The 20,981-nt window shown below is 65.4% G+C and carries 18 protein-coding genes; 10 read left to right on the top strand and 8 right to left on the bottom strand.

The features are described from left to right. Positions 1-50 precede the first annotated feature (50 nt). A complete protein-coding gene (locus tag APY03_RS32195; protein WP_068683627.1) occupies positions 51-944 on the bottom strand; it encodes a LysR family transcriptional regulator in 894 nt (297 codons plus the stop codon). A 205-nt stretch (positions 945-1,149) separates the two neighbouring features. Here APY03_RS32195 and APY03_RS32190 point away from each other — a divergent pair, with 205 nt between their 5' ends. Further along, the gene (locus APY03_RS32190; RefSeq protein WP_068683625.1) at positions 1,150-1,989 is read left to right on the top strand and encodes a class I SAM-dependent methyltransferase; all 840 of its coding nucleotides are present in this window, start codon (positions 1,150-1,152) and stop codon (positions 1,987-1,989) included. A gap of 29 nt (positions 1,990-2,018) precedes the next feature. On the opposite strand, the gene ligD is transcribed toward APY03_RS32190, so the two are convergent. Then, positions 2,019-5,372, bottom strand: a complete 3,354-nt coding sequence (gene ligD, locus APY03_RS32185; RefSeq protein ID WP_068683622.1) for a DNA ligase D — start codon at positions 5,370-5,372, stop codon at positions 2,019-2,021. Positions 5,373-5,561: 189 nt separating this feature from the next. Between ligD and APY03_RS32180 the strand changes: the two genes are divergently transcribed. The 3 genes from APY03_RS32180 (at position 5,562) to APY03_RS32170 (ending at position 6,706) form a co-directional block, all read left to right on the top strand. After that, on the top strand, positions 5,562-5,747 hold the full coding sequence (locus tag APY03_RS32180) for a DUF3606 domain-containing protein (RefSeq protein WP_068683620.1): 186 nt from the start codon (positions 5,562-5,564) through the stop codon (positions 5,745-5,747). A gap of 18 nt (positions 5,748-5,765) precedes the next feature. Next, positions 5,766-6,212 (top strand): hypothetical protein, encoded by a 447-nt coding sequence (locus APY03_RS32175; protein WP_068683619.1) that lies wholly within the window; start codon positions 5,766-5,768, stop codon positions 6,210-6,212. Positions 6,213-6,346: 134 nt separating this feature from the next. Then, positions 6,347-6,706: a hypothetical protein gene (locus APY03_RS32170; RefSeq protein WP_068683617.1), complete on the top strand. Its 360-nt coding sequence runs from the start codon at positions 6,347-6,349 to the stop codon at positions 6,704-6,706. A 20-nt stretch (positions 6,707-6,726) separates the two neighbouring features. On the opposite strand, the gene APY03_RS32165 is transcribed toward APY03_RS32170, so the two are convergent. Continuing rightward, positions 6,727-6,984 (bottom strand): hypothetical protein, encoded by a 258-nt coding sequence (locus tag APY03_RS32165; RefSeq protein WP_068683615.1) that lies wholly within the window; start codon positions 6,982-6,984, stop codon positions 6,727-6,729. Positions 6,985-7,093: 109 nt separating this feature from the next. Here APY03_RS32165 and APY03_RS32160 point away from each other — a divergent pair, with 109 nt between their 5' ends. Next, positions 7,094-7,939, top strand: coding sequence for a PA4780 family RIO1-like protein kinase (locus APY03_RS32160; RefSeq protein ID WP_068683613.1), 846 nt, complete (start codon positions 7,094-7,096; stop codon positions 7,937-7,939). Between the two features lie 52 nt (positions 7,940-7,991). Here the strand turns inward: APY03_RS32160 and APY03_RS41945 are convergent, their stop codons facing one another. Then, positions 7,992-8,138 (bottom strand): hypothetical protein, encoded by a 147-nt coding sequence (locus APY03_RS41945; protein ID WP_157103484.1) that lies wholly within the window; start codon positions 8,136-8,138, stop codon positions 7,992-7,994. A gap of 85 nt (positions 8,139-8,223) precedes the next feature. Here APY03_RS41945 and APY03_RS40810 point away from each other — a divergent pair, with 85 nt between their 5' ends. Continuing rightward, complete coding sequence (locus APY03_RS40810; protein WP_083944698.1) at positions 8,224-8,400, top strand: DUF1328 domain-containing protein; 177 nt, start codon at positions 8,224-8,226, stop codon at positions 8,398-8,400. A gap of 200 nt (positions 8,401-8,600) precedes the next feature. After that, positions 8,601-10,163, top strand: coding sequence for a phospholipase D family protein (locus APY03_RS32155; protein WP_068683612.1), 1,563 nt, complete (start codon positions 8,601-8,603; stop codon positions 10,161-10,163). 7 nt (positions 10,164-10,170) lie between these two features. Here APY03_RS32155 and APY03_RS32150 read toward each other — a convergent pair whose 3' ends face one another. Further along, positions 10,171-11,649, bottom strand: a complete 1,479-nt coding sequence (locus APY03_RS32150) for a Crp/Fnr family transcriptional regulator (protein ID WP_068683610.1) — start codon at positions 11,647-11,649, stop codon at positions 10,171-10,173. Positions 11,650-11,690: 41 nt separating this feature from the next. On the opposite strand from APY03_RS32150, the gene APY03_RS32145 reads away from it, so the two are divergent. Continuing rightward, on the top strand, positions 11,691-13,541 hold the full coding sequence (locus tag APY03_RS32145; protein ID WP_083944697.1) for a cyclic nucleotide-binding and patatin-like phospholipase domain-containing protein: 1,851 nt from the start codon (positions 11,691-11,693) through the stop codon (positions 13,539-13,541). Between the two features lie 96 nt (positions 13,542-13,637). Here APY03_RS32145 and APY03_RS32140 read toward each other — a convergent pair whose 3' ends face one another. Together APY03_RS32140 and APY03_RS32135 are read right to left on the bottom strand one after the other, a co-directional pair. Then, positions 13,638-14,540: an NYN domain-containing protein gene (locus tag APY03_RS32140; protein WP_068683656.1), complete on the bottom strand. Its 903-nt coding sequence runs from the start codon at positions 14,538-14,540 to the stop codon at positions 13,638-13,640. A 79-nt stretch (positions 14,541-14,619) separates the two neighbouring features. Next, positions 14,620-15,039 (bottom strand): DUF4124 domain-containing protein, encoded by a 420-nt coding sequence (locus tag APY03_RS32135; RefSeq protein ID WP_102905231.1) that lies wholly within the window; start codon positions 15,037-15,039, stop codon positions 14,620-14,622. Between the two features lie 495 nt (positions 15,040-15,534). Here APY03_RS32135 and APY03_RS32130 point away from each other — a divergent pair, with 495 nt between their 5' ends. Continuing rightward, complete coding sequence (locus APY03_RS32130) at positions 15,535-15,912, top strand: PH domain-containing protein (protein WP_068683604.1); 378 nt, start codon at positions 15,535-15,537, stop codon at positions 15,910-15,912. A 275-nt stretch (positions 15,913-16,187) separates the two neighbouring features. Here the strand turns inward: APY03_RS32130 and APY03_RS32125 are convergent, their stop codons facing one another. After that, positions 16,188-16,811: a tyrosine-type recombinase/integrase gene (locus tag APY03_RS32125; RefSeq protein ID WP_068683602.1), complete on the bottom strand. Its 624-nt coding sequence runs from the start codon at positions 16,809-16,811 to the stop codon at positions 16,188-16,190. Positions 16,812-17,028: 217 nt separating this feature from the next. On the opposite strand from APY03_RS32125, the gene APY03_RS32120 reads away from it, so the two are divergent. Beyond that, positions 17,029-20,796 (top strand): hypothetical protein, encoded by a 3,768-nt coding sequence (locus APY03_RS32120; protein ID WP_068683600.1) that lies wholly within the window; start codon positions 17,029-17,031, stop codon positions 20,794-20,796. Positions 20,797-20,981: the final 185 nt, after the last annotated feature.

Raw genomic sequence — 20,981 nt, 5'->3', positions numbered from 1 at the left:
CAGGCCGAATCCGCCACCAAAGCTCTCCCGGACATCGGCGCGAACGCCTCCTACCCTGTAATGATCGGCTTCAGTGCCTCCACCTCCGCGACCATGAAGGCAAAGAATGCGCTGACCCGAGCTGTCTTCCGAATCTCCGGCATCGCGAGCAGCCGCCAGTCCCGCGACAGCGCCGGGATCGGCCCGAGCACCCGCACCAGCTCCGGCTCCGAATCCCCGAGCGCCGTCGGCAGCGGTGCCATGCCCACACCCGCCTTCACAGACAGCAGTAGTCCGAGCACGCTGCCACTCCGGGCGACGATGCGCGCATCTGGTGCAACCTCGCGCAGCCACTGGCTCGCTCGGTGGTCTGCCATGCTCTCTTCAAACCCCGCCAGCGGGTGCGCCTGCAGTTCCTCGATGGACGAAGGCTGGCCATGGCGCGCCACATAGTCACGGCTCGCATACACGGCCCACAGCGAGTCGCCCACCTTGCGACCGACCAGCACTGCATCGTCGGTGTCGCCGGAACGCAGCGCGACGTCGGCCTCGCCGGTACGCAGGTCGACGTACCTGTCGCTCATCACGAACTCCACATGCAGGTCCGGGTGCAGCGCATGGAAGCGGTCCAGCAGCCCCGACTGCGTCAGCCGGTCGACCAACGGCTCCGGGCAGGTCAGACGGATCACGCCCGCCGCGTTGCGCTTCGAGACGACCAACGCCTGTTCGAAGTCACCCACGGCCCGCTCGACCCGACACGCCGCTTCCAGCACTTCGGTGCCGAAGTCGGTGAGCCTGTACCCGCTGGCCTGGCGCTTGACCACCGCGCGGCCGATGTGACGCTCCAGTGCGGTCAACCGCCGCTGCACCGTCGACTGGTCGACCTCGAGGGCCCGGCCCGCGGCCAGCGTGCTGCCGTGCCGGGCGACCGCCACGAAGTACTTCAGGTCGTTCCAATCGAGCATTGCCCGTTATGCACTATTGCGGCCCCGTTGCGCAAGTCTGCGCCTTGTAGCCCGTGGAGCGCGGGCCTACGCTGGGGTGATCGCCACCATCACTTCGAGGCCGCACCATGACCACACGTCCCCGTATGCATGACCACATCCCACCCCGCTGTGTGCTGATCGCCGGCGCGCCCCTGCGGGTCGGCGCCGGCGTTCGGGGCGACGCATGACCGACGCCGTCGCGAGCGCCTGGGACCGGGCGGCCGAAGGCTGGTCGCGCAACACGCCCGCCGTCCATGCGTGGTTGCGCCAGGCCACCGCGGCGATGTTGGCGCAGGCGCGACTCCAAGCGGGTGCACGCGTGCTCGACCTGGCCGCCGGCGCGGGTGATCAGACCCGGGACATCGCACAGGCCGTCGGACCGACGGGCGCCGTGCTGGCGACCGACATCTCGCCGAAGATCCTGGACTTTGCTCGCCGGAACATCGAAGAGGCCGGCCTGACCAACGTGCGCTTCGCCGTTGCGGACGCGCAGCAGCCCGTGCATGAACAGGCGTCTTTCGATGCGGTGATGTGCAGGCTGGGTCTCATGCTCTGCATGAACCCGGCCGCTGCGCTGGCTGCAGCATTCGACGCGCTGCGGCCGGGGGGCCGCTACGTCGCACTGGTTTTCGGCGACCCCGCGAACAACCCCTGCATCGCGACCATGATGAAGGTGGCTCGCAAGCACCGGGGGCTGGAAGGCAGCAACTCACCTTATGTCGACGGGGGTCTGTTCAGCCTCGCGGCGCCTGGCCGACTGGCAAGCCTGCTGATCGAGGCGGGCTATGCCGAGGTCACGGTGGAGTCGATTGCAGCGCCGTTCGAACTTCCTGATGCCGCGGCTTACGTCGACTTCGTCCGAAGCTCGGGCTCACCGATCATCGAGATCCTCGCGCCTCTGGACGCGCCGGCCAGGGAGGCGGCTTGGCGGGACATCGAGGAGGCGCTTCAGCGATTCGGGTCCCCAAGCGGCTGGTGCGGGCCCAACGAGCTCTTGCTTGGGTCGGCGACCCGGCCGGCCTAGCTGGGCCGCGACGGTGAGCAGGTCGAGGCTCAGGCCCGCGACTTCTGTTTCGGCGCAACGAATCCCAGCGTCTTCATCGCCGCACTGAGCGAATGCTTGCGGGTCCAGTACCCCGACCACGGGTCCTGCCTTTGAAATGACAGGTACTCCCGCGCGGTCCCGATCGTCCACTGGGCGCCGCTCTTGAGCGTGGGCAGATCGTCCCAGCTCACCGGCATCGACACGCCGAGGCCGCGACGTGCGCGCGCCGAGAACGCCGCGGCAGTCGTTGCGCCGTGGCCGTTGCGCAGGTAATCGACGAATAGCTTGCCCACACGGTTGGAAGCGCCGCTCTTGGCGACGAACCTCGACGGGATGGTCCTGGCCAGATGCTGGACCACCGCTTGCGAGAACGCCTTGACGGTGTCGTAGTCGAAGCGAGGCGCCAGCGGCACCACCACGTGCAGGCCCTTGCCGCCGCTGGTCTTGAGCCATGACTCGAGCCCGAGCTCCGACAGCAAGGCCCGCACCAGGGTCGCTGCCTCCTGCACGTGCTGCCAGCTTGTGCCTTCCCCTGGGTCCAGGTCGAAGATCATCCGGTCCGGCTTGTCGATGTTCCTGGCGATCGAGTTCCATGTATGGAACTCGATGACGTTCATCTGGGCGCAGGCCACCAGCGCCCGCGCATTCGGCACCTCCAGCAGCTCGGCGTGGCCGGGCCAGAGCTGCTCAGGCAAGTTGCGCACATGCGGGATGGACAGCTTGTCGTCGTGCTTCTGGAAAAACAGCTCGCCCGTGACCCCCGTCGGCCCCCGCACCAGCGACACCGGACGCCCCTTCAGGTGAGGCAGCATCCATTCGGCCACGCTCTCGTAGTACCGCACCAGGTCCACCTTTCGCAGGCCGGTGGTCGGGTCGATCACCCGCTCGGGGTTCGTGACCTTCACGCCGGTGCCCTGCGGCGCCTTCGGGGCGGAGGGGGCAGCGCCCATGGGCCTGGGTTCCTCGCGCACGATGAGCGCCGCCGGCTTGTCGGTGCGCACGCCGCGAAACACCGGGTGCCGGATGCGGCCCTCCGGCGTCCACTCCGAGAATGCAACCTCGACCACCATCGTGGGTTCGACCCAGCGCTCGCTACCGGCCGCGCGCCTGGACCACCGGCCGGGCTTGGCCTCCTCGGGGGCCACGGCGGGCTGGCCGACCTGCAGCCTGGACAGCGCCGTCTTCAACTCGCGGCCCGTCGCCGAGCCCCAGCCGGTGCCTACCGAGCCGGCAAACCGCAACGCATTGCCTTCGTGATAGCCCAGCAGCAAGCTGCCGACCTCGCGAGCAGCGCCCGTGCGGTCGGTGAAGCCGACCACCACGAACTCCTGCCTGTGCGTGCACTTCAACTTCAGCCAGGCTTCCGTGCGCCCCGAGGTGTAGGGCGAGTCGGCGCGCTTGACGATGATGCCTTCCATCCCCATCCGGCAGGCGGCATCCAGCAGTTGTGCCGGCAGCACGTCGAAGGACTGGCTGAACCGCACGATGCCGTCATCACGCTGCGCGAACAGCTCCCTGAGCGCCTCTCGCCGGCTCGCCAGCGGCACATCGCGCAAGTCCATGCCACCGAGGAACGGCGCATCGAACACGAACATCTGGATGTCGCCGGTGCGGGCGTTGTCGATGGCGTTCTGAAGCCGGTTGAAGTCGGGCACGCCCGCCTCGTTCAGCACCACGATCTCGCCATCGAGCCAGGCGCTGTCCAGCCCAAGCTCTGCGACGGCTTCTGCAATGGACTCGAGCTTGCCGGTCCAGTCATGGCCGTTGCGGGTGAAGAGCCGGACATCGCCGTTGTCGATGCGTGCGAGAAGGCGGTAGCCGTCGAACTTGCTTTCGACAATCCAGTCGCCCTGCGGCACGGACGAGACCAGCGTAGCAAGCTGGGGCGGCAGCTTCGCAGGCAGCGGTGCCCGCTTGGCTTGCCGCAGGTCGGCCGTGTCGGCACGCGGCTGCAAGACGGCTGCGCCGCGGGGGTCGCGCTCCTCGACCAGGCCCAGTGGCTGCGCGACGACGCTGTCGGGCAGGGCGGCAATCACGTCGTACTCCGTGCTCGGGCGGGCCCAGGCGTCGCCGCGCTTCTTGAAGAAAATCCACTGCTCCTGCTTCTTGTCGCCAGGCTTCGAGATGCGCACCAGCTCCCACAGCCCCGCGAGCTTCTGTCCGTGCAGCTTGAAGATCAGCTTGCCCTTGGCAAGCCCTTCCCGTGGGTCGCCGACCGGCTCCCAGGTCCCCTGGTCCCAGACGATGACCGTGCCGCCGCCGTACTCGCCCTTGGGGATCTCGCCTTCGAAGGTGTTGTAGTCGATGGGATGGTCTTCGACATGGATGGCCATCTGCTTGGCCGCCGGGTCGTAGGACGGCCCTTTGGGAACGGCCCACGAAACCATCACGCCGTCGAGCTCCAGCCGCACGTCGTAGTGCAAGCGCGAGGCCCAATGCTTCTGGATGACGAAGACCGGGCGCCGGTCGCGCTTCGCCTTGCTTCGCCGCACCGGCGTGCCGGCAGGCTCTGCGGTCTTGGTGAAATCGCGCTTGGCCTTGTAGCTCGAGAGCGGCTGGGCCTCCTGCTTCTTCCTGGTCGCCCGCCTTGCCGTGGCAGGCCGGAGTTCTGCCCACACGGGCGCATGGTCGCTGGCGTTCTCGCGTCCACGTTCCTCGCGGTCCACGCCCGCATCCACGACCTTCAGCGACTTGCCAACGAGGATGTGGTCGATGCGCAGGCCCGCATTGCGCTCCCACCGCTTGCGGCGATAGTCCCAGAAGGTGAACAGCTTGTCCTTGGGATGAGCCGCCTGGAGCGCATCGGTCCAGCCCTGGGCCAGCACCGCGGCGAAGGCCTCGCGCGGCTCGGGCTGCAGCAATGCGTTGTCGCGCCAGGTGTCCGGCTTGTAGATGTCGGCGTCCGTCGGGACCACGTTCCAGTCGCCCAGCAGCACGACCGGCTGCCCGGAAGCCCAAAGCTCCTCGGCGCGCTGGCGCATGCGCTCGAGCCAGCGCAGCTTGTAGTCGAACTTGGGCCCGGGCTGAGGATTGCCGTTCGGCAGGTACAGGCAGGCGAACAGCACACCGTTGATGGCCGCCTCGACATAGCGGGCCTCCTTGTCCTTCGGATCGCCCGGCAGCGCCGTGACGACCGGCAGCGGTTCCTGTCCCCGGGCGAGGAGGGCGACGCCATTCCAGGTACGCTGGCCGACGACCAGGGATTCGTAGCCGAGCGACCGCAGCCGCTCGGCGGGGAAGTCGGCGGTGGGCGTCTTCAGCTCCTGCAGCGCCACCACGTCGGGCTTTGTGCGTTCGAGCCAGTCACACAGCAGGTCCAGCCGCTTGACGACGTTGTTGATGTTCCAGGTGGCAATCCGCACGGCTTCGAGTCTCTCAGGAGTCAGCTGGGCGCAGACTTGACATAGCCCGTAGGGTAGCCGTTATCGAGCCTGCCTCTTGTGTCGGACTGGCCTTCCAACAGACGGCGTCGCTTTCCGACCCGCATGGCTCGGGCATTCGCAAGAATGGACCGCACCACTGCGCCACATGGCGCGCAAGAAAGGGACAGGATGGCAGACGACAAGACAAAGCCGGGCGGGCAGGACCGCTCGCGCATCAACGTCAACGAAGACTACGAGCTGAGAGATTGGTCTCAAAAGTTTGGCGTCTCCCCGGACGAGCTCAAGGCTGCCGTGAGAGCCGTTGGCACCCATGCGCCAACTGTCGAGCAGCACCTGAAGGCGCGAAAGAAGTAACACCATGAGGAGCACTGGATGGCAACCGACAACGTGAAGAGTCCTGCCGAGCTCGCTGATGAGGCCCAGCAGACTGCGCGAGACGCGCTGGAAGCTGCGAAAGGGTATGCCCAGGAGAGTGGACGGATAAGCAGAGACGCCGCCCACTCCATCAGGTCGACCGTCGAAGACGTCAGGGAAACCGGCGGGGAGGCCCTGGACACCGTCAGGGGCCTGTCCCATGACGCTGCGGACATCGCAAGGAGCGCTGGCACGGCCGGAAGGGTCTATGCTCGAAAAGCCGTGGGCGCCACCGGTCGAAAGCTGCGCGACTGGCAGGGGCAAGTCGACGAGGTCAAGGAGAGTTGCACGCGGTACATTGCCAACGAGCCGGTCCGCTCGACACTCATTGCTGCGGGCGGTGGCGCGCTCCTTATGACGTTGCTGCTTTCGATGATGAAAAGGCGAAGGCATTACGAAACCTGAGCAGCGGCGAGTTCGATGTCGGCCTGGATGACTTCCATGAATGGCTCCGTGTTTGGCGCCAGATATACATTCGATGCCCTTGGCCAAGCGCGTCCATGAGCTGCAGCCGTGCGACATTGCGGCATCCTCCAGGGATGCCGCTCCAATACCTGATCTTCGAACCGACCGACGAGGAAACCGGCGCCTGCAGCTTCGACGCGATGGCGTCTGTCCTTGCCGATCGCCTACCGGCCCTGGTCCATGAGGTCGAAACCGTGCTCGGTTGGGCCTATCGCGACTTCGGCGCACCATCTTCTGCCGAAGAAGGCGGCGAGTGGGACTTCGAATTGCAAGCAGTGGCCGAGCGTGATGTCCCGCTTGAAATCACCTACGACTGCGAGCGCGCGACAGTTTCCATGCCGCGCGTGCCTGGGCGAGTGACCCTTGCCCTCACCCTGACCGGGTCCCGTGCCTTTGCGGCAGCCTTCGCGGACACCTTTCCGGATACGGATTGACGGGACCCCGAGCACGCGAGCTAATCCGGCACGAACTTCGCCTCGAACTTCGCGACGTCATCCGCCTCTTCGAGGGTCACGAGCTGGCCCATCTTGCCGTCCGAGAGCCGGCAGGCGGCGAACAGGCTGTAGCGGCCCTTCAGGCCGTAGCTCGGGAGGTCGATCAACGCGTACGGCTGCGGCACGAACACTTGATGTTCGAACACCACCCGGTGCACGTTGCGTGGCGAGGGGAAGAGCTTGTAGTGGGTGGTCTCGAAGGACCTTGCGGTAGCCATCTCTTATTCTCGCTCCAACGTTCGCCATGGAGCCCTTCCGCCATCCCAAGAGCAGCCACGCGCTGGCCTCCACATCGCGGGCCCGCGCGGCAGCAAGGCAGAATGGGCCATGAAAGCACCCCCTCGACTACAGGCGCTGATCGACGAAGGATTGATCGACAGCGTGGTTCGCCAGCTCATGAGCGGCAAGGAAGCCATGGTCTACGTGGTGCGCTGCGGGGACCAGACGCGCTGCGCCAAGATCTACAAGGAAGCGACCCAGCGCAGTTTCCGCCAGGCCGTCGACTACACCGAGAACCGCAAGGTCAAGAACACGCGCCTGCAGCGCGCGATGGCCAAGGGCACCAAGTTCGGCCGGCAGGCCACCGAGGGGGCCTGGCAAAGCGCCGAGGTCGATGCGCTCTACAGGCTGGCCGGGGCGGGCGTGCGCGTGCCGGAGCCCTACAACTTTGCCGACGGCGTGCTGCTGATGGAACTCGTCACCGACGAGCACGGAGATGCCGCACCGCGCCTCAACGACGTCGTGTTCACCCCAGAGGACGCGCGGCTGCATCACGCAACGCTGCTGGTGGAGGTGATTCGCATGCTGTGCGCGGGTGTGGTGCATGGCGACCTTTCCGAGTTCAACGTGCTGCTCGCCGCCGACGGCCCCGTCATCATCGACTTGCCGCAGGCCGTCGATGCCGCGGGCAACAACCACGCGCGGCGGATGCTGTTGCGCGATGTGGGGAACCTTGCCGACTTCTTCGGAAGGTTCGCGCCCGAGTTGCTTTCGACCCGCTACGGCGAGGAAATATGGAACCTCTACGAGCGCGGCGAGCTTCACACGGGCTCGGCGCTCACGGGCAGCTTCGCACGCCCCAGTGGGCCGGTGGACGTGGGCGGCGTGCTGCGCGAGGTGGAAGACGCGCGCGCCGAAGAGGCGGCGCGGCTTGTTCGCATGGCCGTGCGCTGATGCGGCCGCCGGCTTGCAGTGCCTCTTCAAGTGTCGAGGCTTGGCGGTTCATTCAGCTGCGCTCGGTGTACTGGAAGGGCTCGAAGCCCAATCGTTCGGCCGGCGTGGACTGCGGCTTTTCGGAGGAGTCCGGGAGGTCATCAGGACGTTCTTCTCGATGCTCGTCCTCGACCGGGATGCACGGGTTGTCTTGGTTCATGGTTCGGCTTACGCTGCTGTGAGCCACAGCCCTACTCAGTCATGCTGACCACTACGAACAATACAAGGTCCACCAAGGAGATTCCATGCTCAAGTGGGCCATCATCTTCGCCATCGTCTCGGTCGTCGCAGGTGTATTCGGCTTTACCGGGATCAGCGCCGGTGCGGCGAAGATCGCGAAGATCCTGTTCTTCATCTTCCTGATCGTCGCCATCGTGTTCGTGGTGTTGGCGGTCCTGGGTATCGGCGCCATTGCGTCGTAGGCTGGGCGGTTCCTCCCATCCGCAAGCGCAGACGCGCTGCTCGCAGGATTGGTGCGGCAATCGACGCGCACGGGTTCGGGATCGCGGGCGGCATGGGGTGCGTGCCGGCTGATTAAGCAGCAGGACCTTCCGCTGCCCTCTGGTTGGCGTCAGAATTGCGGCGAACGCTCGCTTCAGGCGATGCGGTTCGGAGCCGAGCCATGAGACGCTGGTTGACCGCCCTTTTCGTGCTGCTGCTCGCCGGCTGCACCATGCTGCCGCCGCGCATCGCGCCGCCTGCCAGCAGCGCCATCGCCGATACCGGCGACACGCCTCTCGGGCGCATTGCTGCGGCGAGTCTGGCTGAGGCACCCGGTGGCAATTCGGGCTTCATGCTGTTGCCGAGCGGCGAAATGGCCTTCGATGCGCGCCTCGCGCTGGCCGAGGCCGCCACGCGTTCGATCGACGCGCAGTACTACCACATCCATGACGATACCGCTGGCGCAGCCTTCCTGGCGGCGCTGCGCGATGCCGCGGTGCGCGGCGTGCGTGTGAGGCTGCTGGTGGACGACTACCACGCCGGCGATCTGTACCCCCTGCTGCGGGGCCTGGCCGCGTTTCCGAACACCGAAGTGCGCCTGTTCAACCCGCTGCCCGAACGCTACGGCACGCCGATCCGTCGCTTGCTGCTGTCGCTGCACGATTTCACGCGCGTCAACCGGCGCATGCACAACAAGCTCTTCGTCGCCGACAACCAGTTCGCCGTTTATGGCGGGCGCAACATCGCCGACGAATATTTCACGCGCCACGGCGAGGCCAACTTCATCGACCTCGACGTCCTCTCCGCCGGCGCCGTCGTGCGCGAGCTGTCGGCAAGCTTCGACCGCTACTGGAACAGCGAACAGGTGTGGGTGCTGGAGCAGAGGCTGCACGCCCTGGAGCGCGCCGCCAAACCCGCCGAGCGGCGCGCCGACTTCGACGTGCAGCTGAAAGGAATCGCCGGCCCACCGCCGGTGGTGCCACCGCGGGACTACCTGGGCCAGAGCACGGTTCGCGTGCAGATCGCGCAGGGCCGGGTGCGACTGCTGGCCGGCAGTGCCCGCGTGCACGACGACCCGCCCGACAAGGTGCTCCAGCCCGTGGACCCGAACAAGGCCAGCCCGGCGATGCGCGCCAAGCTCGACGTGATCGCCGCCGCGCGCGAGGAAGTGGTCATCGTCAATCCCTACTTCCTGCCTGGCCCGGTGGGCCTGCGCATGATGGGCGAGGCCCAGAAGCGCGGCACGCGTGTGCTGATCGTCACCAACTCGCTCGGCTCCACCGACGAACCCCTGGTGTACCGCGCCTACTCTCGCTACCGCGCCGACATGCTGCGGCTGGGCGTGCAGGTGTACGAGTTCGGTCCCGACCTGGTGCGGCGGTCGAAGACCTTCGGGGTCTTCGGCAAATCCACGCCGCGCCTGCACGCCAAGGTGGCAGGCGTGGATCGGCGGCGGATGGTGGTGGGTTCGGTCAACCTCGACCTGCGCTCGGCGACGCTGAATACCGAACTGGGCGTCACCATCGACTGCGCGGCGCTCACGCAGCAAGCGCTCGGGCTGCTGCGCGCCGATGCCTTCGGCAGCATGTACCGGCTGCAGCTCGGCGAAGACGGCGCGCTCGAATGGCATTTGCGCGGCGAAGACGGCAAGACACTGGTGCGGCGCGACGAGCCGCACGCGAGCCTGGGGCTCGACTTTTCGCTGTGGCTGCAATCGTTGCTTGTGTCCGAGGAAGACTTGTAGCGGCCCTTCAGCGCGCGATGCACACGATGCGCGCCGCGCCGTTGGCGGTCACTGCCATCGCCTGCTTCGTATCGAACAAGGCGGGCGCGCGCACGACGGTCGATGTGCCGGCCTGCTCGACCTGCACGTTGCCCAGCAGCACGAGCAGCATCTCCCCGGCGCTCACTTCGGCGCGCTCGCCCGCGGCCAGCAGCCGGTGCTGCCCCGCGTCGACGACCGCCAGCCGCGCCGCGCGCTCCAGCGTCTTCCACGCCGGCAGGCCGCGCACGCAGTCGTCGAAGCGCCGCGCCGCGAAGTTCTTCCAGAGGACCTCGCTCAGTTTCGGGTTCGCTTCGAGGATGGAGAACAACGCCTCGCGCGAAATCTCGATGAGCAGCGTGGCGGTCGCGGTGCGCAGCGAGGCACTGCGCCGTTCGCCGCTGAGCATGGCGATCTCGCCGAACATGGCGCCGGTGGCCAGCTGGTCGATGATGTGGTCTTCGCCTTCGCTCTCGCTGCCGGCCAGCACATAGGCGGCGCCGCGCGCGATCACGTAGAGCTCGTTGCCGGGGTCGCCGGCACGGAAGATTGTCTTTCCCGCGGGGAGCGCAACGATCTGCGCGCTTTCTGCCAGCGTGGCGAGGCTGGGTGCGTCGAATGAGCCGAACAGCGCGGTCGCCTTGAGGCGCCGGATGACCTCGGCGGGGCGCAGCAGCTGGCCGCCGATGGGCAGGCGGTACAGCGTCACCATCAAGCCCTCCTTGCGCCGCGTGTAGCGCTCGGCGAAGAAGGCCGAGATCGCGTGCCGGAGGTTGTGCGCATCGACCCTGATCAGCGTGACGAGTCCATTGCCTTCGCTGTAGCCGGGGTTGGCTTCGATGAAGAAGCGCGCCGCGGGCTTGTCGCAGTTGCGCCAGTAGCTGCGCTCGACCTCGGAGTCGCGCGTGATCCAGTGCACTTGTCGCGTCAGCGGGTTGTCGGGGCTCACGCGCTCGAGGCCGAACGAGTTCGCCAGCTCGTCCATGAAGGCGAGCACGGCCGGCGGCGGCGGATGCCGGGCGCTCGGCCAGACCACGTCGAAGTGCTTGGCAAACAGGCTATAGCTCGAAGGGTGCACCAGCGAGCCGAGGTAGTAGACGCGCCGCCCGGGGTAGCGCAGCAGGTAGGGCACGCCGAGCTTGAGGCCGAAGCGTGTGTTGGTATTGCCACCCCGGTAAGCGCGCAGCGTACCGGCCTCGGCACGAAAGATGGCGCTCGGCTGGCCGGCCAGTTCACGCTCGAAGATGTGCAGCGCGAAGTAGCCGACGATCTCGCCTGCGTCGTTGCGGTGCACGTTGATCCAGGTGTGCTCGGCCGGGGACTCGACCACGTACTTCGCGAACGAGTCGCGGCTGACGCCGTCGAACACCTCGCAATGGACCCTGTAGAGCGCATCGATGAACTCTTGCCGCGCGGCGTGGTCGAGCTTGCTCGGGACGACGATGGCGGATTTGGCGATCTTCGGCATGGGTGTCGGGTGCGAAGGCCGGCGGGTTGCACGCGTGGCGGATGGGACGAACGATTTTGCCCTACGGCACGCCCGACCCGATCACCCAGGCGCCCTCGCGTCGCGGCATACTGGCGGCCATGCTCGCCGAACCGCCGCCCGAGAACGTCGCGCGTCGGGACGCCCCTGGTGCCCGGCCTGGCGCGATGACGCCTGCGCTCGCCCTGCACCCGCTGTTCGCCGGCATCTCGCCCGAGGCGCTCGCCTCCCTTGAACGATGCTTGCAAACGCGCCGCTTCGAAGCGGGCGACATCATCCTGCGCGCCGGCGTGCCGTCGGCCGAGCTCTTCGGGCTGATCGACGGCGCCGTGCGCGTCGAGCTGGCCGGGGGTGGCCGGCGCCTGCTGCTGTTGCCGCCCCAGTGCTTCGGCGAGCTCTCGGCGCTGACCGGCGACCCGGTCTCGGCCAACGTCGTCGCCCAGCGCGATGTGCGGGCCTGGGTCCTCTCGGCCCCCGTTCTCCTGGAGGCGATGGCGCAGGAGGTCGCGTTCTTCCGCAACGTCGCGACCTTGCTGGGGCTGCGCCTTCGCGAGCGCACGCGCCGTGCGCCCGCGGCGCGGCCGCGCGTCGTGCTGGTGCCGACGGGGGAGGAAGGCCACCCGAACCTGCTGGCGGCGCTTGCCCGCGGTTTGCAGCACTACGCGCCCGGCTCCGAGCACCACGAGTCGCGCGACGACCCGGCAAGTGGCGCGCAGCGCATTCGCCGCTGGCGGGACGTCGGGCCGAGCGACGCCGTGCTGCTGCTCGGCACCGGCCAGGCCGGCAGCGCGGCGTTGCTGGCGGAGCTCGATGCCGATGACGCGTTGCTGGTCACCGCAGACGATCTGCGTCGCCTCCCGGATACGCACGCCGACCCCATCGTCTGGCGCCCGGGTGCGCTCTCCGGGGCGGCGGCACTGCAGCGCTGGTGCCACGCGGTGCCGCGCGACGAGATCGACGCTGCGGCATCGGGCGGCGACTGGTCGCGGGCGCGCCAGCCGGCGCTCGATCACCTCGTGCGCCGGCTTTGCGGCCGGGAAGTGGGCGTGGCCATGAGCGTGGGCGCGGCTGCCGGGCTGGCGCACCTGGGGGTGCTCGAGGTCCTGGAAGGCGACGGGCTGCCGATCGACTTCCTTTGCGGCTCGAGCATGGGGGGTGCCGTGGCACTGGCCTTTGCCCGATTCGGCAGCGCGCGCGCGGCGACTGAGAACGTCCTGCGCGTGGTCGCGGACTTCGCGCGCGCCAGGGGCATGCAATGGCTGCCGCGCGCCTCGCTCATCTCCGCATCGCGCATGACGACGCTCACCCGCGAGCTGTTTGGCGATGCCACGTTTGCGCAGTTGCGGTTGCCGGTCGCGGTCGTCGCGGCCGACCTGACGATGGGCAAGCGTGTCGTGCTCGACAGCGGCGCCGTGGCGCCTGCGGCACGGGCCACGGCGGCGATCCCGGGCGTGTTCGCCGCGGTCCGGCTCGGCGACTCGGTGCTCGTCGACGGTGCGGTCGTGTCGCGCCTGCCGGTCGACCTGCTCGCCGCGCGCGGCTGCGGCTTCAGGCTCGCCACGCTGGTCCGACCCACCTATCCCGAGGCGCCCTCCGATGCTGCGCGCGCCGCCGATCGCTTCGAACAGCGACTGCGTCGCCCGTTCGGCCTGCGCGCCGCGATGGGCGGTGCCTGGCGCTTGCAGGGCTGGTGGGACGCCGCCGCCCAGGCCGATCGCGCCGACCTGTCGCTGACCGTTCCGATCCCGGTCGGCGAAGGCTTCAACTTTGCGGCGGCCGAGGCCATGGTCGACTGTGGCCGGCGCACGGCGCTGGAGCGTCTGCCGCAGATCCGCCTTGCGATGCAGCAGGTGCTGGCGCCGGGGGTGCCTTGACCGTGCGCCTGGTGGCACCGGGGGGCAACTGTCGTTGCCGGGTTTTGGCCGGCTGCCTTGACGCATGGACTGCAGAGCACTGAGCCGCCAAGCGCTTTACCGCAGTCGGACCTGTTGGTCGTTCTCGCCCTTCCGGATCTCGATCAGGTCCGCCGCCAACCCCTTCAGCATTCCCGAAAAGCTTGTGTATCCGTGCTCCGTCAGCTCGAAGGTGGGGTCCAACCGCTTCACCATCGGCCAGACCTCTGCCTTGTTGACCCACACGTCGGCCTTCTTCTCCGCAAGCAGCCGAAGCGCTCGGCGAACCAGGTCGACGGGCAAGCTGCTGGCGGACTCCGTGGCGGCTTTCGATGGCGCCGGAGGCTCTGCAGCGGCACGAGCCGCTTCGACGTCGGCGGGCGGCGTCTCTTCCGCAAGCGCGTCAGGCCGCGCGTCGGGCTCGGCACTGACGACGGGAATCGCTTCTTCTCTCACCTCGACGAGGTTTTCGTAGTAGCGGAATTCGTGGCAGCTCTTGGCCCAATGGCGGTTGGTGGCCTTCCGCGTTCCGATACCGATCAATGTTCTGCCGGCCGCCTTGATCTTCTGCGAAACAGGCATGAAGTCGCTGTCGCCACCCACCACGATCACGATGCCGATGTGGTCGAACCGGCCGATGTCCTCGGTCGCGTCCAGGCACAGCTTGATGTCGGCGCCGTTCTTGGCGGCACCTCCGGGCGGGAAGAGTTGGATCAGCTCGACGGCGTTCTGCAGCAAGGCGTCGCGGTACCGGCCATACCACTGCCAGTTGCAGTACGCCCGGTTGATGGCGATGGGACCGAAGGATGCTGCGAAGTCGACGACCGCCTGGATGTTGACCAAAGGCTCCTGAGGCTTGAAACGAAAGTCAGTCCGTGCGTACGACCCCGGCTGGCGCTCTTCGCACAGTCCGGCGTGGATGTTTTCAAAGTCCCAGTACAGGGCGACGGTGCGGCCTTCGGAGGCTTCGGTCTTGAGCATGTTCATCATTCCTCGCGCTGCATGGTATCGGTCTGCGCACTGTGCCCGCTGGTCAGGCCATCGCAGGGCTGAACCTTCCTCAGCACTTCAGTTCGAAGTACCTCTTCCGCGCCCCATACAAATCAAACTCCGCCCGAGCTTTTGTTGCTCCTTGCGCCTCCCGGGCATCCAGCTCCAGCCTCGGCAGTTGACCATCGAGCCGCGCACATGCCTGCTGATCCGGCCCCGGCAGCTTGACCCGTCGTCGAAGCACACCCATCTCTTCGGTCGATCTACCGGTCAGCGGCTTCAGCGCGTCATCGAATACGCGGTTGAACTCGGTTTGCTGGACGTCTTTGCCCTTGCGGCTGTGGCCGCTCATCTTGTCCATGCCTTGGGTGGGCGTCGCATCCACGATGATTGCGCCAATGCAGGGCGAGTCGGAATAGGCGACCTTGCCTGCGGTCTCGCAGCGGTAGACCGTTGGGCCGGCGCTGGCCATCGTGGGCATGATCAGCATGCAGGCCAACACCGGCAGCAACGGAAGGCGATACGACCTCATCACGGGCATGCCGCCGACTGGCACTCGCATCCACAGCCCCTGGCCTGATGGCAATGGCACTCGCCGGTGCGCCGGTTGAAGTGGCACCCGCAGGCGTTGAGCCCACCGCCATGCTCCACGGCCTCTTGTGGCGCACAACGGCCGAGCGTGGATAGGGTGGCGCTCGGTGACGAGGCCAGGCATGCGAGCGCAAGGCACATGAGCAGTCTTGGAATGACCACGATCTGTTCTTCTTCTTGAACTGGGGCTTGAAGCGTGCAGCAGACTTGGCTCCCGCGCGTAGAGGGTGGTTCCGCGGCGGTGAGCACTATTGCCGGTTTGGGCTGGGAGAATTCGTCCGATGGCGCAGGGTCGCGCTCATCAGCCCACTACATTAGCCACGCGCTGCGCCCCGGCAGCCTTCGACGACCGGCCACGGTCGCGTGTGTGGATCGAGTTCGGAAGGAAGCAACCATGGGCCTACTTGATGGAATGCTTGGCAACGCAGCCAAGATCGACCCGGCGAAGATCCAGCAGGAGTTCAGCCAGATCCTGGCCAAGGGCGAAGTGGTCGAGCACGCCTACCAGCTCGTCCGCGACTACTTCGTGTTCACCGACAAGCGCCTCGTGCTGGTCGACAAGCAGGGCATGACGGGGAGCAAGATCGATTACCACTCCATTCCCTACAAGAGCATCACGCACTTCAGTGTGGAGACGGGGGGCACTTTCGACCTCGATGCGGAACTCAAGATCTGGATCTCGGGGACGGCTGCGCCGATACAGAAGCAGTTCAATAAGAAGCTGAGTATTTATGAGGTGCAGAGTGTGTTGGCGAGTTATGTTCTGAGGTGAGGTGATTTCGTCGGGAGCACGATGTGCGCTTCGGACTGCTGCTCGCGCCTCAACGGTGCGGCCCGAACTTCGGCTTCGCAGCGGTTGCGGTCGGTCGCCGGAGGTTGCCAAGTGCGACGTCTCGACTCCAATCCGGTCATTGAGCTATTCACCCAATTCCGGTCCCAGCGCCCGGAATCCCGGGAGTTGCCGACATTGCCAAGTCGGCACATCGATAGTCGCCGTCGAGAGCGACCGCTCCGATGCTCACCGACGCGGTCGCTTTTTCATCTCCCTCAGATTTCCGTCTGCTCGGAGAGCTCGAGAGCGTCATCGACCTCGATCCCGAGGTACCTTACCGTCGACTCCAGCTTGGAGTGCCCGAGGAGCAGTTGCACGGCGCGAAGGTTCTTGGTGCGCCGATAGATCAGCGTCGCCTTCGTCCTGCGCATCGAGTGCGTGCCATAGTCGGCGCAGTCCAAGCCCAGCTCCTCAACCCAATGTTGGACGATCCGTGCGTACTGCCGGGTTCCGAGATGGGGCGAATCGTGGAGCCGGCTGGGGAAGAGGAAGGCTTCCGACTTCAGCCCGGCAAGCTTGATCCATGCCTGCAAGGCGTCCCGAGCGGCAGCCGTGATCTCGAACTGCACGAGGCGCTGGGTCTTGTGTTGCATTACAGTAGCGCGCGTCGCAACTTGGTCTCCATGACAGACGTCTCGGACCTTGAGGGCGACGAGATCGCATCCGCGAAGCTTGCTGTCGATACCCAAGTTGAAGAGCGCGAGATCTCGCACCCGCCCTTCCAGCTGCAGGCGGGCACGCAGCGCCCAGATGTCTTTCACCTTGAACGGCGCCTTCTGCCCGACGATCTTGCCCTTGTTCCACGGCTCGCGGTGACTGGTATTGCCTTCGGCTGCCATGATGGTCTCCCATCGAGTTGAGGGCCATCCAGGATGCGCTTCCGGCCGCGGGCTGGCCACTTCCCACCGAAAGCGGGTGTTGCCGAAGCCTGTCGGTAAGGGCCAACTGTGGAGCGAGGGTTACCTTCAATTCCAGCGATGGAACCGCTCCATGTCGGTCACTACAGGCGAAGCGGCCAGGCCCGATGCAAGATATGCTCAAGGCGACGGAGGGCGAATGGAGACAACGATATTCACACCGGATCTGGACCGGTTAGGCGGTTTGAAGATCCAAGAAGCCACAGAAGTGTTCGGCCGCCTTCTCTGGTGTGAGGCGGCGCGGCTTGGACTGGTGAACATCGTCGTTTCCGGCGACGTGACAACCGCGGATGGCGGTATCGATGCCAAGGCAGAGACGGTGGGAGGAAAAGGGGCCCACTCATTCAACTACCAGATCAAGACTGGCACATCTTTCAAGCCTTGGCAGCCGGCGGCCATCGCCAAGGAACTGTTTGGAGCCAGCGACGCGAAGCCATCGAAGTCGAAACTTGGACGGGCAGTCCGCAGATGCATGGACGAGGGTGGGACATACGTCATGGTGGCGCTTGGACATGATCTTCTCGCCGACAACCACGCCGAGGCGGTGTCGCTGCTGGTCAAGGCGTTCGAGACGTGTGGATACAAGAGGCCGCTCGTCGAGGTCTGGGGCGTGCGTCAGATCGCCAACATGATGGAGAGGTATCCTTCCCTTTGCCTCGACCTTGGAGGGCTCGGGGACGCAAGGTTCCAAACAATTTCGTCATGGGCGCGGAACGCCGACATGACGCCTCACGTTTCGCTTGGCGCGCCGCAGGCCGACTTCATTCGAACGGTGCAGACGCTCCTCACGGGTGCCGACATACAGCACGTACGCGTCGTTGGGGAGCCGGGCATTGGCAAGACCCGGCTCACGCTAGAGGCGATCAAAAACCTCCCGTTGTTGTCTGCGCGAGCGGTCTACGTCCCCCACGCCGAGTATTTTCAGAACGGCCAGCTGTTCTTCGAATTACTGAAGGACGATCGAGAGTACTCGATCGTGTTAGTGATCGACGAGTGCGACGACGACGATCGGTCGTCGATATTCAACGCGCTGCGCGGGCGGCCCAGGATCAAACTCGTGACCATCGATCACGGCCCAGAATTGAGCTCTGACTCCTTGATGGAAGTCGTTAAGTTCCCTCAGCTCGAGGACGCGCAGATCAAGGAGATCCTCGCCGAATACATCGGCGACGCAGGGCACGCGCACCACTGGGTTTCCTGGTGTGAAGGCTCAGCCCGCGTGGCGCACGCTGTCGGCGACAACCTCAAGCGCAATCCAGCCGACATTCTCAAACTTCCCGCAACTGTTCCGATTTGGGACCGGTTCGTGCTTGGCTACAAGAAGGTGAAGGGCGAGCAGGCCGAAAGGCTTCTGACCATCACAAGACACATCGCGCTGTTCCGCAAGTTCGGGGCCAGGAAACCCGTCGAGGAAGAAGGGCGGTTCGTTGCGACATTGGCGGCTCGAGTCGATCCCGCTATTACTCCTGGAGCCTTCGACATCGCCGTCGCGGGTCTTGCCGGTCGTCGCATCTTGCAGGGAACCCACACGATGCGCTTGGTCCCCAGAGCGCTCCATGTTCACCTGTGGAAGCAGTGGTGGGAAATCCATGGGCACGGCGCCGACCTCGCCGCTCTCATGGATGAAATGCCCGAGACGCTTCGAGGTTGGTTCTTGGACATGCTCATCTACTCCAACGGATCGCCCTCGGCACGGGCGGCCATCGGGGAGGTCTTAGGCGCCGAAGACGGCACGTTCACTTCGAAGAAGTTCGTCGCGTCCAAGAGTGGGTCGCACTTTTTAAGTGTCATGGCGGAAGCGGATCCGGCTGCGACGATCAGCGTGTTGGAACGAACGGTGGGGTCGTGGCCGCGCGCCGAACTGCCGGCGCTTGACGAGGCGCGGCAAACGCTTGTGCACGCACTGGAGAAGATCGCCGTCTGGGAAGAGCATTTCGCGCCAGCCGCTCGACTGCTTTCGCATTTAGCCTTTGGCGAGAGCGCGCGGTATTCCAACAATGCCCGAGGGACCTTGAAAGGTCTGTTTTACTTGCGGGGAGCGCCCACGCAAGCGCCTGGGGCGACTAGGTTGGCCTTCGCGCAAAAGCTGCTTTCCGGCGAGGATCGCTTCGACCGATTCTTGGGCCTGGAGCTGTTCGAGAAGCTGTTTAGTGACCGATCGCACACTCGCATTGTCGGTGTCGAATATCAAGGCTTGGCTCCGCCAATTGCGTTCTGGGCTCCACGGATTTGGAACGACTTGTTCCAACCTAGACGTGAGGCGCTGCAGTCGTTGCTGGCCAGCGCGGACCCATCTGACGCCGAGTGGCAGCTTGCCGTGTCAAAAGTCGCAATCCAGGCGAGCGACGACATGCTTCACTACGAGGCCATGACCGAGCTCGCGCTTGAGACGCTTCGAGGTCAACTCGACTTTCCGAGCGGGGATGGCCAAGCCTTGGTCAAGATGCTTTTGCGCCGCATGCGGTATCCCATTCAAGGCACTTCCTCGAGGGTCGCCAAGAGACTCCAAGAGATTCTCGACGCGACCCAGTCCGGCCCTTTCGGGAAGCGCTTCGACCGGTTCGTGACCTACGACACCTACGACGAAGACCACTACCTTGACGAGAAGCGTGAACTCGTCGAGTCCGATGTTCCGCGAAAACGCGTCGAGGCTCTCGCAAGAGAATTTGTTGAGGACGCGCAGGCTCGCGGAGCGAATCTCGCGCGAGTGATCCAGTGCCCGGGACAAAGAGCTAGCGATTTTGGGCGCTGCGTCGCGTCAATCTCGTTTGAAGTTTGCAATCTTGACGAAGAGATTCTTAGCGGCGCGGGTTCAATCGCTGGGGAAGTGAACTTTGGATTCTTGAGCGGCTATTTGGAGATGTTGAGGAAACTCGATCCTGCGCGATGGGAAAGCCGAGCTATGGACTTGTTGATGACGGACTCTCCGCGTTGGCAGACCGCGGCAGTCGTCTTCTCAGGTTTCTCTCCATCTGTCGTCACGAGGCTGCTTGCACTGTTTGACGCGGGAGAGATCGAACCGTCACGATTCGCTCCCATCGGATGGAAGCTTGGTGAGGAGCAGCTCTCGTCGGCCGAAGTCGAAGCGATTTGCGCCCACCTGAACGCGAGTGGGAATGCCGACGCCGCTCGGGTCGCAGTCCAAATCGCCTCCTACAGGTTCGCGAAGGGCGCGGAAGAGTGCTCCGCTGAACTTCTTTGGGCGTTGCTGACCAATCCTACGACCTTCAATCACCACCACGACAATATGACGTCGCACTACTGGAAGACGTTGGCGAAGTCGTTCCGTAGGCGCTTCCCCGAACGCGACATCGAGTTTCTTGGCGTGGTGCTCGAAAGCCACTGCGGGCCAGGCGGAGCCAGCTTGTTCTCCGGAGTCTTCGATACCGTGTTGCAGATTTGCAAAGCTCGGCCGAGCGAGAGTTGGCCCGTCATAGCAAAGGCGCTGGAAGACAACGAGAGCAGCTGGACAATCTCCCATTGGCTCGGAGAACCGCAGCGTGGCGATCAAGTGGGGGCCGAAGGCGGAAGCGTTCCCACGCCCATGGATTGCTTCGATCCCAAGTCGGTCCTCGACTGGGTCGGATCCGACCCGGAACGCGCGGAAGCGGTCATGCAAGCTCTTCCGAAGACTCTGGCGCAAGGGCGCTCGGGCGATCTGACGCGAGGCTTCATTGAGTTTTTTGGAGCAAAGAGCCTTCAGGGACGCCACTTGATGGGGCATTTCGACACCGGAACTCGATCCGGGCCCGACTCGGTCTACTACTCCAAGCAGCGCGACTCAGCGAGATCTTGGATTGGCGCGACCACCTCTGCGGCAGCTCGTGAATGGCTCGGAGACTTCATCGCGATGCTCTCGCGAAGGATTGACGAAGCACGCATCAGAGAGGAGCGCGGCTTCTACTAGTCTCGGCATCGCGAATCCCGCCGCGGTCCTTCGCGGCCAGGGAACGAGCAGTCTCTCGCCGCCCACGTCGGCGAATATCAGGTATCGGCGATCACAGTCATCAGGCGCCCGCACCTGACCGACAGCACTCAGTCTCAAGCGTAAGGTAAGCGCGTGGTGATCCCGTCTTGACGACGGTCTTCGAT

Origin of the sequence: Variovorax sp. WDL1 (assembly GCF_001541225.1) — a bacterium.
Classification (GTDB): domain Bacteria; phylum Pseudomonadota; class Gammaproteobacteria; order Burkholderiales; family Burkholderiaceae_C; genus Variovorax.
The sequence above is the reverse complement of the archived record's forward strand: the minus strand, read 5'-3'. Positions and strand labels throughout refer to the sequence as shown.

Bases quoted from the DNA above. Each gene is read 5' to 3' on its own strand.
- APY03_RS32195 (WP_068683627.1), bottom strand. From the start codon at position 944: ATGCTCGATTGGAACGACCTGAAGTACTTCGTGGCGGTCGCCCGGCAC.
- APY03_RS32190 (WP_068683625.1), top strand. From the start codon at position 1,150: ATGACCGACGCCGTCGCGAGCGCCTGGGACCGGGCGGCCGAAGGCTGG.
- APY03_RS32180 (WP_068683620.1), top strand. From the start codon at position 5,562: ATGGCAGACGACAAGACAAAGCCGGGCGGGCAGGACCGCTCGCGCATC.
- APY03_RS32175 (WP_068683619.1), top strand. From the start codon at position 5,766: ATGGCAACCGACAACGTGAAGAGTCCTGCCGAGCTCGCTGATGAGGCC.
- APY03_RS32170 (WP_068683617.1), top strand. From the start codon at position 6,347: ATGCCGCTCCAATACCTGATCTTCGAACCGACCGACGAGGAAACCGGC.
- APY03_RS32165 (WP_068683615.1), bottom strand. From the start codon at position 6,984: ATGGCTACCGCAAGGTCCTTCGAGACCACCCACTACAAGCTCTTCCCC.
- APY03_RS32160 (WP_068683613.1), top strand. From the start codon at position 7,094: ATGAAAGCACCCCCTCGACTACAGGCGCTGATCGACGAAGGATTGATC.
- APY03_RS41945 (WP_157103484.1), bottom strand. From the start codon at position 8,138: ATGAACCAAGACAACCCGTGCATCCCGGTCGAGGACGAGCATCGAGAA.
- APY03_RS40810 (WP_083944698.1), top strand. From the start codon at position 8,224: ATGCTCAAGTGGGCCATCATCTTCGCCATCGTCTCGGTCGTCGCAGGT.
- APY03_RS32155 (WP_068683612.1), top strand. From the start codon at position 8,601: ATGAGACGCTGGTTGACCGCCCTTTTCGTGCTGCTGCTCGCCGGCTGC.
- APY03_RS32150 (WP_068683610.1), bottom strand. From the start codon at position 11,649: ATGCCGAAGATCGCCAAATCCGCCATCGTCGTCCCGAGCAAGCTCGAC.
- APY03_RS32145 (WP_083944697.1), top strand. From the start codon at position 11,691: ATGGGACGAACGATTTTGCCCTACGGCACGCCCGACCCGATCACCCAG.
- APY03_RS32140 (WP_068683656.1), bottom strand. From the start codon at position 14,540: ATGCTCAAGACCGAAGCCTCCGAAGGCCGCACCGTCGCCCTGTACTGG.
- APY03_RS32135 (WP_102905231.1), bottom strand. From the start codon at position 15,039: ATGCTGATCATGCCCACGATGGCCAGCGCCGGCCCAACGGTCTACCGC.
- APY03_RS32130 (WP_068683604.1), top strand. From the start codon at position 15,535: ATGGGCCTACTTGATGGAATGCTTGGCAACGCAGCCAAGATCGACCCG.
- APY03_RS32125 (WP_068683602.1), bottom strand. From the start codon at position 16,811: ATGGCAGCCGAAGGCAATACCAGTCACCGCGAGCCGTGGAACAAGGGC.
- APY03_RS32120 (WP_068683600.1), top strand. From the start codon at position 17,029: ATGGAGACAACGATATTCACACCGGATCTGGACCGGTTAGGCGGTTTG.